At 68.5% G+C, this 14,932-nt stretch carries 19 protein-coding genes; 16 read left to right on the top strand and 3 right to left on the bottom strand.

Going from position 1 to position 14,932, the window contains the following annotated elements; translation table 11 throughout:
• The first annotated feature begins 52 nt into the window (after positions 1-52).
• The 13 genes from prfA to atpD all read left to right on the top strand — a co-directional run bounded on the left by prfA (position 53) and on the right by atpD (position 10,581).
• Positions 53-1,138: a peptide chain release factor 1 gene (gene prfA, locus ACZ60M_RS08315; RefSeq protein WP_465415989.1), complete on the top strand. Its 1,086-nt coding sequence runs from the start codon at positions 53-55 to the stop codon at positions 1,136-1,138.
• Positions 1,138-1,971 (top strand): peptide chain release factor N(5)-glutamine methyltransferase, encoded by an 834-nt coding sequence (prmC, locus tag ACZ60M_RS08310; protein WP_465415987.1) that lies wholly within the window; start codon positions 1,138-1,140, stop codon positions 1,969-1,971. Before prfA ends, prmC begins: the two co-directional genes overlap by 1 nt.
• On the top strand, positions 1,968-2,711 hold the full coding sequence (locus tag ACZ60M_RS08305; protein WP_465415985.1) for an L-threonylcarbamoyladenylate synthase: 744 nt from the start codon (positions 1,968-1,970) through the stop codon (positions 2,709-2,711). Before prmC ends, ACZ60M_RS08305 begins: the two co-directional genes overlap by 4 nt.
• A complete protein-coding gene (locus tag ACZ60M_RS08300) occupies positions 2,708-3,256 on the top strand; it encodes an arsenate reductase/protein-tyrosine-phosphatase family protein (RefSeq protein ID WP_465415983.1) in 549 nt (182 codons plus the stop codon). The genes ACZ60M_RS08305 and ACZ60M_RS08300 overlap by 4 nt, the downstream gene beginning before the upstream one ends.
• Positions 3,256-3,657, top strand: a complete 402-nt coding sequence (locus ACZ60M_RS08295; protein WP_465415981.1) for a hypothetical protein — start codon at positions 3,256-3,258, stop codon at positions 3,655-3,657. The genes ACZ60M_RS08300 and ACZ60M_RS08295 overlap by 1 nt, the downstream gene beginning before the upstream one ends.
• Positions 3,658-3,783: 126 nt before the next feature.
• Positions 3,784-4,002 carry an AtpZ/AtpI family protein gene (locus tag ACZ60M_RS08290; RefSeq protein WP_392962780.1) on the top strand — a complete coding sequence of 73 codons (219 nt, stop codon included), beginning with the start codon at positions 3,784-3,786 and terminating at the stop codon, positions 4,000-4,002.
• A gap of 33 nt (positions 4,003-4,035) precedes the next feature.
• Positions 4,036-4,848: a F0F1 ATP synthase subunit A gene (gene atpB / locus ACZ60M_RS08285; protein ID WP_465415979.1), complete on the top strand. Its 813-nt coding sequence runs from the start codon at positions 4,036-4,038 to the stop codon at positions 4,846-4,848.
• A 100-nt stretch (positions 4,849-4,948) separates the two neighbouring features.
• Positions 4,949-5,152, top strand: a complete 204-nt coding sequence (locus ACZ60M_RS08280) for an ATP synthase subunit c family protein (protein WP_125246947.1) — start codon at positions 4,949-4,951, stop codon at positions 5,150-5,152.
• A gap of 22 nt (positions 5,153-5,174) precedes the next feature.
• A complete protein-coding gene (locus tag ACZ60M_RS08275) occupies positions 5,175-5,720 on the top strand; it encodes a F0F1 ATP synthase subunit B (RefSeq protein ID WP_465415977.1) in 546 nt (181 codons plus the stop codon).
• Positions 5,720-6,541, top strand: a complete 822-nt coding sequence (locus ACZ60M_RS08270; protein WP_465415975.1) for a F0F1 ATP synthase subunit delta — start codon at positions 5,720-5,722, stop codon at positions 6,539-6,541. The genes ACZ60M_RS08275 and ACZ60M_RS08270 overlap by 1 nt, the downstream gene beginning before the upstream one ends.
• 34 nt (positions 6,542-6,575) lie before the next feature.
• Complete coding sequence (gene atpA / locus ACZ60M_RS08265; RefSeq protein WP_465415972.1) at positions 6,576-8,210, top strand: F0F1 ATP synthase subunit alpha; 1,635 nt, start codon at positions 6,576-6,578, stop codon at positions 8,208-8,210.
• A gap of 2 nt (positions 8,211-8,212) precedes the next feature.
• The gene (locus ACZ60M_RS08260) at positions 8,213-9,151 is read left to right on the top strand and encodes a F0F1 ATP synthase subunit gamma (RefSeq protein WP_465415971.1); all 939 of its coding nucleotides are present in this window, start codon (positions 8,213-8,215) and stop codon (positions 9,149-9,151) included.
• Between the two features lie 2 nt (positions 9,152-9,153).
• Positions 9,154-10,581, top strand: a complete 1,428-nt coding sequence (atpD, locus tag ACZ60M_RS08255; protein WP_465415969.1) for a F0F1 ATP synthase subunit beta — start codon at positions 9,154-9,156, stop codon at positions 10,579-10,581.
• 86 nt (positions 10,582-10,667) lie between these two features.
• Here atpD and ACZ60M_RS08250 read toward each other — a convergent pair whose 3' ends face one another.
• A complete protein-coding gene (locus ACZ60M_RS08250) occupies positions 10,668-11,573 on the bottom strand; it encodes a glycosyltransferase family 2 protein (protein ID WP_465415967.1) in 906 nt (301 codons plus the stop codon).
• On the bottom strand, positions 11,566-12,585 hold the full coding sequence (locus ACZ60M_RS08245; RefSeq protein ID WP_465415965.1) for a sulfotransferase: 1,020 nt from the start codon (positions 12,583-12,585) through the stop codon (positions 11,566-11,568). Before ACZ60M_RS08245 ends, ACZ60M_RS08250 begins: the two co-directional genes overlap by 8 nt.
• Before the next feature lie 174 nt (positions 12,586-12,759).
• On the opposite strand from ACZ60M_RS08245, the gene ACZ60M_RS08240 reads away from it, so the two are divergent.
• From ACZ60M_RS08240 to ACZ60M_RS08230, 3 genes are read left to right on the top strand one after another with little or no spacing between them, the layout of a single operon-like run.
• The gene (locus ACZ60M_RS08240) at positions 12,760-13,575 is read left to right on the top strand and encodes a WecB/TagA/CpsF family glycosyltransferase (protein WP_465415963.1); all 816 of its coding nucleotides are present in this window, start codon (positions 12,760-12,762) and stop codon (positions 13,573-13,575) included.
• Positions 13,576-13,608: 33 nt separating this feature from the next.
• Positions 13,609-13,866 carry a hypothetical protein gene (locus ACZ60M_RS08235; protein WP_465415961.1) on the top strand — a complete coding sequence of 86 codons (258 nt, stop codon included), beginning with the start codon at positions 13,609-13,611 and terminating at the stop codon, positions 13,864-13,866.
• The gene (locus ACZ60M_RS08230) at positions 13,863-14,183 is read left to right on the top strand and encodes a type II toxin-antitoxin system PemK/MazF family toxin (protein WP_465415960.1); all 321 of its coding nucleotides are present in this window, start codon (positions 13,863-13,865) and stop codon (positions 14,181-14,183) included. Before ACZ60M_RS08235 ends, ACZ60M_RS08230 begins: the two co-directional genes overlap by 4 nt.
• Positions 14,184-14,187: 4 nt before the next feature.
• On the opposite strand, the gene ACZ60M_RS08225 is transcribed toward ACZ60M_RS08230, so the two are convergent.
• Positions 14,188-14,919: a methyltransferase domain-containing protein gene (locus tag ACZ60M_RS08225; RefSeq protein WP_465415958.1), complete on the bottom strand. Its 732-nt coding sequence runs from the start codon at positions 14,917-14,919 to the stop codon at positions 14,188-14,190.
• Positions 14,920-14,932 lie beyond the last annotated feature (13 nt).

The following is a 14,932-nucleotide window of genomic DNA, read 5'->3' as shown; positions in this document are numbered from 1 at the left end:
TGCGTTTTTCGTATCAGTTGACTGCTCGCAAGGCTCATTCGAAGGAACCGCAATGACTACCGCTGCCGACAACCGCCTGCAATCGCTGCTCGCCGAGTACAAGGACCTCGAGGTCCAGATGGGCGACCCGGCGCTGCACGCCGACCAGGCGCAGGCCCGGCGTGTCGGCCGGCGGTACGCCGAGCTCTCGCCGATCGCGAAGACCGCCGAGGACATCGCCACCGCGAAGGACGACCTCGAGACCGCCGAGGAGTTGGCGAAGGAGGACTCGGACTTCGCGGAGGAGGCCGAGAGCCTGCGCAAGCGCATCCCGGTCCTGGAGGAGAAGCTGGCCGAACTGCTGGTCCCGCGCGACCCCGACGACTCGAAGGACGTCATCATCGAGATCAAGGCGGGCGCGGGCGGCGAGGAGTCCGGCCTGTTCGCCGGGGACCTCCTGCGCATGTACCTGCGGTACTTCGAGCGCCAGGGCTGGACCGTCGAGACCCTCGAAATGGTGCCGACCGACCTCGGCGGCGTCAAGGACTCCTCGATCGCCGTGCGCACCAAGGGCACCCCTGAGGGCGGCAACGGCGTGTGGTCGCGCATGAAGTTCGAGGGCGGCGTGCACCGCGTGCAGCGCGTGCCCGTGACCGAGTCGCAGGGCCGCGTGCACACCTCCGCCGCCGCGGTGGTCGTGATGCCCGAGGCCGAAGAGGTCGACTTCGAGCTGAACATGAACGACGTGCGCGTGGACGTCTACCGCTCTTCCGGTCCCGGCGGCCAGTCGGTCAACACGACCGACTCCGCGGTGCGCCTCACGCACACGCCCACCGGCGTGGTCGTGACGAGCCAGAACGAGAAGAGCCAGCTCCAGAACAAGGAGGCCGCGATCAAGGTGCTCCGCGCCCGCCTGCTCGCCAAGCAGCAGGAGGAAGCCGCGGCTGCGGCCGGTGCGGCACGCCTGCTTCAGGTGCGCACCGCGGACCGCTCCGAGCGCATCCGCACGTACAACTTCCCGCAGAACCGGCTCACCGACCACCGCGTCGGCTTCACCGCCTATAACCTCGACCAGGTCATGGACGGCGCGCTCGACGAGGCGCTCGACGCCCTCGCCGCCGCTGACCGGGCCGAGCGCATGGCGCGCGGTACCGAGTAATGACCTGGCCCCAGGCCATCGCCTTGGCGGCGAAGCGGCTCGAAGCGGCCGGCGTCCACTCCCCGCGGGTCGACGCCGAGCTGCTGGCCGCGCACGTCTCCGGGCTCAAGCGGGCGCAGCTGCTCATCGCCGACGCGCCGACCGCCGCGCAGCTCGCGGTGTTCGACGCGCTCGTGGTGCGCCGCACCGCCCGCGAGCCGCTGCAGCACCTGACCGGGTCGGCCGCGTTCCGCTACGGCGAGCTCGCGGTCGGGCCCGGCGTGTTCGTGCCCCGGCCCGAGACCGAACTGCTCGTGGACTGGGCGCTGACGCGCCTTCCCAAGGGCGGCACCGTGATCGACGCGTGCTCGGGATCCGGGGCGGTCGCGCACGCGATCGTGACCGAGCGGCCCGACGTCACCGTGTGGGCCGTCGAGGTCGACCCCGACGCCTTCGAATGGCTCGAATCGAACCTCGCCGGGACCGGCGCGACCCCGGTGCTCGCCGATGCGACAGCGGCCGGGACGCTCGCCGAACTCGACGGCGCGGTCGACCTCGTCACCGCGAACCCGCCGTATGTCCCCTTCGACATCGAGGTCGCGCCGGAGGTCGACTTCGACCCTCACGGCGCCGTCTACGCCGCCGAAGCGGGCCTCGCCGTGATCCAGCCGCTCGCCGTACGTGCCGCGGGCTGGCTCAAACCCGGCGGCTGGTTCGGGTTCGAGCACGACGACACCCATGGCACCGTCGCGCCCGAGATCCTGAACGTCAGCGGATTCACCGACACCGAGGACCACGACGACCTGGCGGGGCGGCCGAGGTTCGCGACGGGAAGGCTAGGCTTGTCGCCGTGAGGCTGTTCAATTGCAGGAAGATCAAGGACCGCGCGACCGGGTTGAAGTCCGCGGCCAGGGCCGTGACCGGCGGTCGGCTCGTCGTACTCCCCACCGACACCGTTTACGGCATCGGCTGCGACGCGTTCAATCCCACCGCGGTCAAGGCGCTGCTCGCCGCGAAGGGCCGCGGGCGCGACATGGCGCCGCCGGTCCTCATCGGCTCGAAGCGGGCCCTCGACGGCATCGCCTCCGACATCCCCGACTCCGCCAAGGACCTCATCGAGGCGTTCTGGCCCGGGCCGCTCACCATCGTGGTGCCCTACACCCCGTCCCTGACCTGGGACCTCGGCGACACCGACGGGACGGTCGCGGTGCGCATGCCGCTGCACCCGCTCGCGATCGAGCTGCTCAAGGAGACCGGCCCGATGGCCGTCTCCTCGGCGAACAAGACCGGCCAGCCCCCGGCCGAGACCGCCGCCGACGCGAAGGCCCAGCTCGGCTCCGACGTCTCCGTGTACCTGGAGGCCGGGCCGAGTGAAGACGACCAGCCGTCCACGATCATCGACTGCGTCGCGCACCCGCCGCAGATCCTGCGGCTGGGCGCGCTGAGCCTGGAGCAGATCCGCAAGATCGTGCCCGACACCCTCGACCGCGACGGCTACGGCCCCGGCGAGGGCCCCGAGGACGACGAGCCCGAGGAAGACGAGGCGGCCGCAGCGGACGCCGACGAGCCGAAGGCCGAAGAGGAATCCGCGTGACCTCGCCCTTCACCGTGCTGCACGTGTGCACCGGCAACATCTGCCGGTCGCCCATGTCCGAGCGCATCCTCGCCGGGCTCACCGGCGAGGACGTGCTCAACCACGGTGCGGGCATCTCGGCCTTCCACGAGGGCGAGAACATGCAGCACAACGCGATGACCGAGCTCGAGTCGCGCGGCTACGACCCCGACGGCCACCGGGCCCGGCACCTGCTGCGCGAGCACGTCGAGGCCTCGGACCTCATCCTCGTCGCCACCATCGGGCACCTGGAGTACGTCGCCGAGCGCTTCCCCGAAGCGGTCGCGAAGACCTTCCTCGTCCGCTCGTTCGGGCCGATGGCAGCCGACCTCGCTGACGCTCTGCCCGACGGCGACACCGCCGTGCGCGGCAAGGCCCTCGTCGACGCCGCCGACGCGCGGCGCGGCGAGTACGCCGAGCTCGACCTCGCCGACCCGTGGGGGATGCGGCAGGCGGTCTACGCGCAGATCGCCGACCAGCTCGAGACGGCGCTGAAGCCCGTCGCGGCCGCATTGGAGCCGCGCTGATGAAGAACGCCAGGGGCTTCTTGAAGCCGTGCTTCCTCGTCGCCGGAATCGCGGCGGTCATCGCCGCGGTCGTCGGCGGCATCACAGCCGGGGGGACCGGCGCGTGGGCCGCTCCAGCTGGAGTAGCCTTGGCCGCCTTGGGTTTCGCGGGTTCTGCGGTGGCGGTCGCATTCGCGGAGACCTTTGATCTGCGTCTCACTTTGCCTATGGCCTTGATCACATACTCGATCAAGCTGGCGCTGGTCCTCACGGTCCTCACGATCGTCAAGACCGCCGTCCCCGACGCGTTGCTCCCCTTCGCCTACGGCGTGATCGGCGGTGCCGTCGCGTGGCTCGCCACCCAGGTCGCCTGGGCCTACAAGGCGAAGATTCCCTACATCGAGCTCGATCAGAGTTCTTGACGAAATCTTGACGCCCCACGCGACACACGGTGTTTCTTAGAGGTTGACAACGCCGCACAGATGGCGCTCATCTCAGCGAACCCGCTGGGCAGTTCCTGTGTAGTAGCTGTTAGAGTTCAGCTCGACATGGCCGACAAACACCCCCCTGAGAAAAAGCCGCAACCAGACGGTTCGGATATGGGCTGGCGTGCGCTGGGATACCTCGTCTCCGGAATCGTCTTCTGGGGTGGCCTTGGATATCTCGTCGACCTGTGGCTCGATCTGCCCAGAGTCGGGCTCCTGGTAGGGATGCTTGTCGGTGCTGCAGCAGGGATGTACCTGCTGATCAAGCAGATGTCGCCGTAACTTGACCGACACTGACTGAGAGGCGTGACTCGCGTGACCGACTCAGCCACCGTGCTGGCCGAAGGGGACTCCCACTTCCCGCCCGGCATCCACAGCTTTGATTTCCGGGACTGGTTCACGGGTCTCAGCGACACCGCCCTCGCCCACGTGTTCACCACGATCACCTTCGCGGTCTGGCTCGGCGTCGCCGTGCTCATCGTCTTCTTCCTGTGGGCGTACCGCAAGCCGCAGATCGTGCCCACCAAGAAGCAGTGGATCGCTGAATCCGCGTACGGGTTCATCCGCAACACCGTCGCCATCGACCAGATGGGCAAGAAGGAGGGCGTCAAGTTCGCCCCCTACCTCGCGACGCTGTTCCTGTTCATCCTCGTCATGAACTTCTGGGCCATCGTGCCCGGCATCCAGGTCTCCCCGATGGCCCACATCGCGTTCCCCGCGATGCTCGGTGTCCTGTCGTGGGTCATCTACATGGCCGTGGGCTTCAAGAAGCACGGGTTCATCGGCTTCCTGAAGATCACCTGCGTGCCCCCGGGCGCCCCGTGGTTCATCTACCCGCTGCTCATCCCGATCGAGTTCCTGCAGAACCTCATCCTGCGGCCGGTCACCCTGGCGCTGCGACTGTTCGCGAACATGTTCGCCGGCCACCTCATCCTGCTGGTGTTCATCCTCGGCGGATTCGAGATGCTCAACTCGGGCAACGTCTTCATCCAAGGGCTGTCGGTCTTCTCGTTCGCCATGGGCATCGCCATGACGCTGTTCGAGCTCATCGTCATCCTGCTGCAGGCCTACGTGTTCACTCTGCTCACGGGCATGTACATCCAGGGGTCCCTCGCGGACGAGCACTAGAGGCTCACCGACTTCCACCCCTCAAACCACACAGTTTTTCGCAATTGAACAACATCGTGGCGTGATAGACACGCCACGCTGACACCTAGGAGAAAACGCCATGGAAGGCTCCGTCAGCGTCATTGGTTACGGCCTCGCCGCAATCGGCCCCGGTATCGGTGTCGCCCTGATCTTCGCCGCGTGGATCACCGCCACCGCGCGCCAGCCCGAGTCGGCCGGTATCACCCGCCCGATGCTGTTCATGGGCTTCGCCCTCGTCGAGGTGCTGGCCCTGTTCGGCCTCGTCCTCGCGTTCATCAACTAACTAGCCACCTCACGGAGCGAACATGATTCTCGCCGCCGAAGAAGGAGGCGCCCAGATTCTCTTCCCGATTTGGCAAGAGATCCTGGTCGGCGCCATCGCCTTCGGTCTGCTGTGCTTCGTGCTCATGAAGTTCGTCTTCCCCATGATGGAGAAGACCTTCGAGGCACGAGTGGACGCGATCGAAGGCGGCATCGAGCGGGCTGAGCGGGCTCAAGAAGAGGCCAATCAGACGCTTGAGGAATACCGCCGCAAGCTCGCCACCGCGCAGGAAGAGGCCGCCGCGATCCGCGACGAGGCTCGTGCCGACGCAGTGGCCGCCAAGGAGGAGATCCTCGTCTCCGCCCGCGAAGAGGCCAACCGCGTCATCGCGGCCGGTCACGCGCAGGTCGAGGCCTCCCGCCAGCAGCTCGTCCGCGAGCTGCGCAGCGAAGTCGGCAACCTCGCCGTCGACCTGGCCGGGAAGATCATCGGCCAGCGCCTCGCCGGCGACGCCGACACGACGGCGACTGTGGACCAGTTCCTCAGCCAGATCGCCGACGAGACGGCCGAGACGAGCGGAGCTCGCTGATGTCGACGACTGGACGCGAAAGCATCGAGGCCGGCCGGGCCGTGCTGGAGGCCGCTGCCTCCGGCGCCTCGGCCGAGCAGCTCACCGAGTGCGGCGATCAGCTGCTGGGAGTGACGCGGTTCCTCGTCGACCAGCCTCGGCTGCGTCGCGCCCTGTCCGACCCCGCCCGCACGGCGGACGACCGGGAGGGCCTGGTCCGCGGGCTCATCGCGGCCCAAGTGGGCGCGACCGCCGCTGACGTGGTGGCCTCGCTCGTGCGCGGCCGCTGGGGCAAGCCGTCCGAACTGGTCGACGGCACCGAGCAGCTGGCCGTTTCGGCCCTGCTCCTCGCCGCCGCCACGGACGGCAGCCTGGCGAACGTCGAAGACGAGCTGTTCCGCTTCGGGCGGCTCGTCGACGGCGACGCCGAACTGGCCTCGGTCCTGGGCGCTTCGGGCACCGACCCGAAGGGCCGGGCCGCGCTCGTCGAGCAGCTGCTCGACGGCAAGGCCGAGCCGGTGACGGTGAAGCTGGCGTCCGCTGCGTGCTTCGGCATCGGCGGGCGCAGCTTCCACGCCTCGCTGGCCCACCTGGTCGAGACCGCCGCGGCGGCTCGCGACGAGGCCGTGGCCTACGTGACCGTGGCGAAGCCGCTCGACGAGGCCGGGGAGCGTCAGCTCGCCGCCAAGCTGACCCTGGTCTACGGGCGCCCGGTGGCGCTCAAGGTCACGGTCGACCCCGCGATCGTCGGGGGCATCCGAGTGCAAGTCGGCTCGGAGCTGTGGGACGGTACCGTCTCGCGCCGCCTCGACGAAGCCCGCCAAGCCTTGGCCGGACGCTGATCCAGCCGGTAACAACAGAAAGGTAACCGTTCAGATGGCTGAATTGACCATCTCCTCTGACGAGATTCGCAGTGCGCTCGACGCCTACGTCTCGTCGTACCGGCCGGAGATCACCCGCGAAGAGGTCGGCACCGTCACCTCCGCAGGCGACGGCATCGCCGTCGTCGAGGGCCTCCCCTCCGTCATGGCCAACGAGCTCCTGGAGTTCGAGGGCGGCGTGATGGGCCTGGCCCTGAACCTCGACGTGCGCGAGATCGGCGCCGTCCTCCTCGGCGACCCCACCAAGGTCGGCGAGGGCCAGACCGTCAAGCGCACCGGCAAGGTCCTCTCCGTGCCCGTGGGCGACAAGTTCCTGGGCCGCGTCGTCGACGCCCTGGGCAACCCCATCGACGACCTGGGCGAGATCGAGGCCGAGGGCGAGCGCGAGCTCGAAGCCCAGGCCCCCAACGTCATCAACCGCCAGTCGGTGGGCGAGCCGGTCGAGACCGGTATCAAGGCCATCGACGCGATGACCCCGATCGGGCGCGGCCAGCGCCAGCTGATCATCGGCGACCGCAAGACCGGCAAGACGCAGGTCGCGATCGACACGATCATCAACCAGCGGGCCAACTGGGAGTCCGGCGACCCGAACAAGCAGCTGCGCTGCATCTACGTCGCGGTCGGCCAGAAGGGCTCCACCGTCGCCGGCATCAAGGGCATGCTCGAAGAGCACGGCGCGATGGAGTACACGACCATCGTGGCGGCCAACGCCGACGAGCCCGCGGGCCTGAAGTACCTGGCCCCCTACACCGGTTCGGCCATCGGCCAGCACTGGATGTACGGCGGCAAGCACGTCCTCATCGTCTTCGACGACCTGTCGAAGCAGGCCGAGGCGTACCGCACGGTGTCGCTGCTGCTGCGTCGTCCCCCGGGCCGCGAGGCCTTCCCCGGCGACGTCTTCTACTTGCACTCGCGTCTGCTCGAGCGCTGCGCGAAGCTCTCGGACGAGCTGGGCGCGGGTTCGATGACGGGTCTGCCGATCATCGAGACCAAGGCCGGCGACATCTCGCAGTTCATCCCGACCAACGTCATCTCGATCACCGACGGCCAGGTCTTCCTCGAAGAGGGCCTGTTCAACTCGGGTGTGCGTCCGGCCATCAACGTCGGTACGTCCGTCTCCCGTGTCGGTGGCGCGGCCCAAACCAAGGGCATGAAGGGCGTCGCGGGTTCGCTGCGCCTCGACCTGGCCCAGTACCGCGACCTGGAGGCCTTCGCGGCTTTCGCGTCCGACCTGGACGCCGCGTCGCGGGCCCAGCTGGACCGCGGTCTGCGCATGGTCGAGCTCCTCAAGCAGGGTGTGGCCGAGCCGTACCCGATGGGCGAGGAGACCATCTCGATCTGGGCGGGCACCTCGGGCGAGCTCGACGACGTCCCCGTCGGCGAGATCCGCCGCTTCGAGAACGAGTTCCTCACCTACATGCGCGCCAACCACAAGGACGTCGTCGCCCAGCTCACCGCGGGCAACACGAAGGTGGCTGGCGAGATCGAGGACACCCTCAAGCGCGCGATCGCCAAGTTCAAGCAGATGTTCAAGGCCACCGCCGACGACCTGCACGTGACCGACACCGCTGAAGACGCCCTCGAGGGCGACGTGGACGTCGAGACCGTCAAGCGCGTCAAGAAGGGTTAGCCATGTCAGCGCAGCTTCGTACCTTGCGCAAGCGGCTGAAGTCGACCCAGTCCATCAAGAAGATCACCAAGGCGCAGGAGCTGGTCGCGACCAGCCGGATCGCCAAGGCGCAGGAACGGGTCGCGGCTTCGCTGCCGTACGCCCGGGCCATGACCGGCGTGATGACCTCGCTTGCGAGCAACGCGTCGATCAACCACCCGCTGCTGCAGCCGCGTCAAGCGGTGCGGCGCGCGGGCGTGCTGGTGGTCACGGCGGACAAGGGGATGTGCGGCGGCTACAACGCCAACGTCATCCGCACGGCCGAGCAGCTGGTCTCCCGTCTTGCCGAAGAGGGCAAGCAGCCGATCCTGTACGTCGCCGGCCGCAAGGGCGTCGAGTACTACAAGTTCCGGTCCCGCGAGATCGAGCAGTCCTGGATCGGGTTCTCCCAGCAGCCGAAGGTCTCGGACGCGCAGGAGATCACGCGGACGCTGCTCGCGGCGTTCATGTCCGGCGCCGACGACGAGGGTGACGACGCGGGAGCGGACGGTATCCTCGGAGTGGACGAGCTGCACATCGTGCACACCAAGTTCGTCTCACTGCTGACGCAGACCCCTGAACCGCGGCAATTGGCTCCCCTCGAGGTCGAAGAGGTGGAAGAGGAAGAGCTCGAAGAGCACGTCCTCCTCCCGGACTACGAGTTCGAGCCGAACCCGGAGGCGCTGCTCGACGCGCTGCTGCCGAAGTACTTGACGACTCGTATCTACGCGGCGTTGATCGACGCGGCGGCCAGCGAGTCGGCGTCGAGGCGTCGGGCCATGAAGGCCGCGACGGACAATGCCGATGAAATGATCAAGACCCTGCGGCGGAGCGCGAACGCGGCGCGGCAGGCGGCGATCACGCAGGAGATCAGCGAAATCGTGGGCGGGGCCTCGGCCCTTTCCGCCGCAGGAAGAGAGTAACGATGACTGACACTCAAGGAGTGGGGCGCGTCGTACGGGTCATCGGGCCGGTCGTCGACGTCGAGTTCCCTCGCAACGCCATCCCGGCGATCTTCAACGCTCTGCATGTCGACATCGAATATGCGGGCACGAAGAAGACCGTGACCCTGGAGGTCGCCCAGCACCTGGGTGACAACCAGGTCCGCGGCATCTGCATGGCCCCGACCGACGGCATGGTCCGCGGCACCGAGGTGCGCGACACCGGTGCCCAGATCAAGGTCCCGGTCGGCGACGGCATCAAGGGCAAGGTCTTCAACGTCCTCGGTGAGTGCCTCAACCTCGAAGAGGGCGAGACGCTCGAGGCCGACGACTACTGGGAGATCCACCGCCACGCCCCGGCGTTCGCGCTGCTGGAGCCGAAGACCGAGATGCTGGAGACCGGCATCAAGGCCATCGACCTGCTCGCCCCCTACGTCAAGGGCGGCAAGATCGGCCTGTTCGGCGGCGCCGGCGTGGGCAAGACGGTGCTCATCCAGGAGATGATCATCCGTGTCGCCCAGAACTTCGGCGGTTCCTCCGTGTTCGCCGGTGTCGGCGAGCGCACCCGTGAGGGCAACGACCTCATCGCCGAAATGGCCGAGGCCGGGGTGCTCCCGAAGACCTCGCTGGTCTACGGCCAGATGGACGAGCCGCCGGGGGTGCGCCTCCGCGTCGCCCTGTCGGCCCTGACGATGGCCGAGTACTTCCGCGACGTGAAGAACCAGGAGGTGCTGCTCTTCATCGACAACATCTTCCGCTTCACGCAGGCCGGTTCGGAGACCTCCGCGCTGCTGGGCCGCATGCCCTCGGCCGTGGGTTACCAGCCGACCCTGGCGGACGAGATGGGTGAGCTCCAGGAGCGCATCACCTCGCTGCGCGGCAAGGCCATCACCTCGATGCAGGCCGTGTACGTCCCCGCGGACGACTACACCGACCCGGCGCCGTTCACCGCGTTCACCCACTTGGACGCGACGACGAACCTCGAGCGGAAGATCTCCGACAAGGGCATCTACCCGGCTATCGACCCGCTCGCCTCGAACTCCCGCATTCTGGAGCCCGAGGTCGTCGGTGCGGAGCACTACGCGGTGGCGTCCCAGGTGAAGCAGATCCTGCAGAAGTACAACGAGCTGCAGGACATCATCGCCATCCTCGGCATGGACGAGCTCTCGGAAGAGGACAAGCTCGTCGTGGGCCGTGCGCGCCGTATCGAGCGCTTCCTGTCGCAGAACACGTTCGCGGCGAAGCAGTTCACCGGCGTCGAGGGCTCGTTCGTCCCCGTCAAGGAGACCGTCGAGGCCTTCAAGAAGATCGCTGAGGGCGAGTACGACCACTTCCCCGAGCAGGCGTTCTTCATGTGCGGTGGCCTCGAGGACCTGCACAAGAACGAAGAGGAGCTCCGCAAGAAGGGCTAAGGCCCGCTTGAGGAACAACTCGTAAGGCCCCGGAACCGCCAGGTTCCGGGGCCTTTTCGTATGACCAGCACCTATCGGGCCTGGAGTCAGATGCCGCGGCCTCTGCGGTGCAGCGCGGCCATGACGGCGGGGACGCCGACGATGCCCGCTGCTGCGGCGGCGGCGACGGCCGCGCGGGGCTCGCCCGGGTTCGCCTTGGTCGCCCGCAGCGCCCATCGCAGGGCCTCCTTGCGGTCGCCGGTGGCGGCGTGCCAGCACGCGATCTGGCCGTAGACGCGCGCGGCGCCCTCGGGGCTGCCGTGGATCTCGGGGTGGCGGTCGAGTATCCACCGCAGCGAGGAGATCTTGGTGTCCCAACGGGTCTCGAAGTGCGAACCGGCCCAGTTGACGAGCGCGTACGGCACGTCGACGTGCGCGATCGGGCGCCGCCTGGAGGCGCGCAGGAGCATGTCCCAGTCCTCGTTCTGGCTCCCCGGGGCGTCCTCGGCGACGAGCCCGAGCCCGCCGAGCAGCGCCGAGCGGCGGAACAGGAACGTCGAGGAGTGCAGCATCATCATGCGCGAGCGCAGGAGGTCGCCGTGGCGCACCATGGTCTTCTGCGCGAGCCGCGAGTTGCGCCGGCCCCGGTAGTCGACCTCGATAGCGGTAGTACACAGCTCGGCCTCGGTGCCGAGCGCGGTCACCTGTGCGGCGAGCTTCCCGGGCAGCCACTCGTCGTCGTCGTCGAGGAACGCCACGAGATCGGTGTCCAGCGCGGTGATCCCGGTGTTCCGGGCCCCCGCGAGACCGGGCGTGCGGTCGTTCTTGACCACCCGCACGGGCCGCTCGCCGTCTTCGGCGAGGTCTTCGTCCACTTTGGCGCGGTCGAAGACCACCACCACTTCGATGTCACCGGGGTAGAACTGGGTCAGCACCGAGCGCAGCGCCGCGCGCACCTGCTGGGGGCGGTTGTGCGTGGGGATGACGACGCCCACCGAAGGCCAGTCAGTCACGGGCGATCACCTCTTCCAAGACAGGTTCGTCCACGGGGGCCTCCTCTTCGTCGAGGTAGCCGTAGCGGCCCAGGAGGGGCCGGGTCAGGGTGGAGACCATGCGGCGGGTGCCGTCGGGCAGGTCCGCCGTCCAGGCCTCGTCGGGGTAGATCGGGATGCGCCCCACGGTGAACCGCATCGGGTTCCCGGCCGCCGAGTGGCTCGGGCCGAGGTCGGCCCAGCCGTCCCCGATGAAGTTGTAGTCCGATTCGGTCAGGTCCAGGCCGCAGAAGCGGCCCAGCGAGGCGATGACCTTGCGCGGGCGCTGGATGACGCGCTCGTACCGGACCCGCCGCACCGGCACCCCGCGCCTCGCGAGGAGGCTGAACGCAGCGTTCTGCGCGTTCCACAGCATCGCGGCCTTCGCGGGGGAGTAGCGGGTCATCTGGTCGCCCGTGGGGGACTCGGGGCGCGCGACCTTCTTCGTCCACGAGTAGGCGACGCCGCGCGAGTCGCGCACGACGTGCAGCACCCGCAGGTCGATCTTCGGCGACCACCTGAGGCAGTAGGCGAGCGAGGCGTGCTTGGAGGAGTCGACCACGACCTGCGCGCGCGTGTCCTTCGCGGCGGCGGTGTAGATCTTCTCGAAGTACTCGGCGTACTCGGTGACGAGCTGGTGCTGCGCGGGCGCGAGCCGCTTGGCCGCGAGCGCCGGGATGTGCCGGGTGCGGTCCACAGTAGCTTTCAGGGCGTTGAGTCGCTCGACGTCGACCTGCTCCCAGGAACCGAAGGCGCGCTGCCCGATCCGCTGCCAGAACTCGCAGTGCGAGAACGTGGCCCCGCAGGCGCACATCTCGTTGCCGACCAGGTCCCGCTCCCACAGGTGGGTGATCTCGCCGAGGGGGACGACGCCGGGGAGCTGGCCGAGCAGGCGTTCGAGGAGCGTCGTGCCGCTGCGTCCGAGGCCCCCGATGAAGACCACTTTGACGCGGTTCTCGGACTGCTCGGCCGTGTCGGCGATCTTCACGCTCACTGATCCCTCGCTCACCCTGGTGCTCAACTGCTTCGGGGGCCGCGATCCGAGCCGGGCTCGGAAACCTGCAGATGCCCCTTGATGATTCGTATAACGACCCGGGGTGGGGTGGGGGACACGCCCTGTCGCCGAATTTCCCGGAAAATCGCACGCGGACCTCTAACGTCTGATCGCATGGAGCGTTTGGGCCCTTCGCGCGCGGACCGCCTCGGCGGCGCGCCTTCCCCCCGCATCACCTTGGGCGGCATCGCCATCGACCCGGTCACCGAGGCCGAGGCCGTGGCGCGCGTGCTCGACGCGCTCGAAGCCGGGCGCGGCGGCCAGATCGTCACCCCGAACGTCGACATCGTCGCCGCCGCCCGCAGGAGCCGCGAGCTGCGCGCCGTCATCGGCGCGTGCGACCTCGTGGTCGCCGATGGCGCGCCCCTAGTGTGGGCCTCCAAAGTGGCTGGGACATCGCTCCCGGCCCGCGTCGCGGGCTCGGACCTCGTCTGGTCCCTCTCGGAGGCCGCCGCCACCCGCGGCCTGCGCATCGCCCTCCTGGGCGGCACCCCGGACGGCGCCGCGCGCCCCACCGAACGCGCCGCCGACCTCCTCGAAGCCCGCTACCCCGGCCTCAAGGTCGTCGGCGCCTGGTGCCCGCCCATGGGCTTCGACCGCGATGAATCCCAGTGGCGGGCGCTCGTCGAACGCGTCGAGGCCGCCGCCCCCGACCTCGTGTACGTCGGCCTCGGCTTCCCCAAGCAGGAGTTCGTGTGCGTGCGCCTGCGCGCGGCCGCCCCCGGCGCCTGGTTCCTCGGCTGCGGCGCCAGCATCGACTTCATCGCCGGGTACCGCCGCCGCGCCCCCAAATGGATGCAGCGCACCGGCACCGAATGGCTCTTCCGGATGCTCTCCGAACCCCGCCGCCTCGCCCGCCGCTACCTCAGAGACGACGTCCCCGAAGCCGCCCGCCTCCTCATCGAGGCCTACCGCCAGCGCCGCCGATAGCCCAAATGGTATCCCTGGTGGTATACTCACGGTATGAGTTCGATGACTACCATTAAGGTGCCGGTCGAGCTTCGCGACCGCATCGCGAAGCTCGCCGAGCACCGACACTTGACCATGGCCGGCGCGGTCGAGCGCGCCATCGATGTCGCTGAGGAAGAGGAGTTCTGGGCGCGGGCGCGGGCGGTCATGGGCACCGCTGCAGCCAGAGCGGACCTCCAGCGCGAGAGTGAACTGCTTGCGAGCTCCCTCGGTGATGGGCTTGAGCCCGAGGACTGGAGCGACATCCTGTGAACCGGGGGGACATCTACCTCTGCGACCTTGGCGATCCGATCGGACATGAGCAGGGCCACAAGCGCCCCGTGATCATCGTTTCCCGCGACGACATGGCCCGCTTCGGCATTCCGATGGTCGTCCCGATATCCCGGACGCGAAAGGAATACCCGACGCACGTGGAGCTCGAAGAGGTCCTTCCTGTCACCAGCTACGCCCAGTGCGAACACCTTCGAACAATCTCGATCGAACGGTTCGTCAAGCGTGTCGGCGCAGTCGACAGCCTTCAAATGATGAAGATCGAACTCGTCCTGCGCCGAATCCTCGGGCTGACCTGAGCGGTCAGCGGCGGCGGGCGATGTAGACGACGTCGGTGGCCCACTTGGAGAGGGGGGACGCCAGGGCGGCGTCGGCGGTCTTCGCGGCCCAGCCCCACGGCGCGCGGTAGCAGCCCTGCGTGAACAGCGTGAAGCCCTGGACGCCGACGAGGTCGAAACCGTGGCGCGCGAAGAGGTCGCGCATCTCCAGGTGCGACAGCTCCTGGAACCACGTGCTCGCGTCCAGGCGCCCGAAGGTCTTGCGCAGGTGCCGCAGCGACGAGGCGTTGCCGTGGTTCTCCACCAGCAGCAGCCCCGCGTCCGCGTCCGGCAGCGCCGCCGCAGCGAAGTCCATCAGCTGGTCCCGCAGGTGCAGGTCCACGTTGAGCACGAACCGGAACGCCGTCACCAGCGCCGGACGGCCCGGGTCGACCTCAGGCGCGGCCAGGCCCGGCTGCACCAGGTGCGCGTACCCGGGAGTGCCCAGCTCGCGGCCCTTCTGCAGCATCGCCTCAGAGGTGTCGTACCCGTGCGAGACCGCGCACAGCCCGGCGAGCATCCGCGAGACGCGGCCGGTGCCGCACGCGAAGTCGTGGTGGACCGGCTTGGCCCCGAACGCGTTCGGCACGAACCCCCGCAGCCACCCGGCCTGCCGGGTGGAGACGATCGACGAGAACGTCCCCGGCGCGTACGTCCGCTCGGCGTACTTCTCTACCGCGGTCGGGTCCTGGAACACCTCGGTGTAGTTGCTGGCCACGAAGTCCCTTTCA

The sequence above is a fragment of the Glycomyces sp. NPDC050141 genome, from assembly GCF_055586545.1.
This window is presented reverse-complemented; position numbering and strand designations above follow the sequence as displayed.

Bases quoted from the DNA above. Each gene is read 5' to 3' on its own strand.
- prfA (WP_465415989.1), top strand. From the start codon at position 53: ATGACTACCGCTGCCGACAACCGCCTGCAATCGCTGCTCGCCGAGTAC.
- prmC (WP_465415987.1), top strand. From the start codon at position 1,138: ATGACCTGGCCCCAGGCCATCGCCTTGGCGGCGAAGCGGCTCGAAGCG.
- ACZ60M_RS08295 (WP_465415981.1), top strand. From the start codon at position 3,256: ATGAAGAACGCCAGGGGCTTCTTGAAGCCGTGCTTCCTCGTCGCCGGA.
- ACZ60M_RS08290 (WP_392962780.1), top strand. From the start codon at position 3,784: ATGGCCGACAAACACCCCCCTGAGAAAAAGCCGCAACCAGACGGTTCG.
- ACZ60M_RS08280 (WP_125246947.1), top strand. From the start codon at position 4,949: ATGGAAGGCTCCGTCAGCGTCATTGGTTACGGCCTCGCCGCAATCGGC.
- ACZ60M_RS08275 (WP_465415977.1), top strand. From the start codon at position 5,175: ATGATTCTCGCCGCCGAAGAAGGAGGCGCCCAGATTCTCTTCCCGATT.
- ACZ60M_RS08270 (WP_465415975.1), top strand. From the start codon at position 5,720: ATGTCGACGACTGGACGCGAAAGCATCGAGGCCGGCCGGGCCGTGCTG.
- atpA (WP_465415972.1), top strand. From the start codon at position 6,576: ATGGCTGAATTGACCATCTCCTCTGACGAGATTCGCAGTGCGCTCGAC.
- ACZ60M_RS08260 (WP_465415971.1), top strand. From the start codon at position 8,213: ATGTCAGCGCAGCTTCGTACCTTGCGCAAGCGGCTGAAGTCGACCCAG.
- atpD (WP_465415969.1), top strand. From the start codon at position 9,154: ATGACTGACACTCAAGGAGTGGGGCGCGTCGTACGGGTCATCGGGCCG.
- ACZ60M_RS08240 (WP_465415963.1), top strand. From the start codon at position 12,760: ATGGAGCGTTTGGGCCCTTCGCGCGCGGACCGCCTCGGCGGCGCGCCT.
- ACZ60M_RS08235 (WP_465415961.1), top strand. From the start codon at position 13,609: ATGAGTTCGATGACTACCATTAAGGTGCCGGTCGAGCTTCGCGACCGC.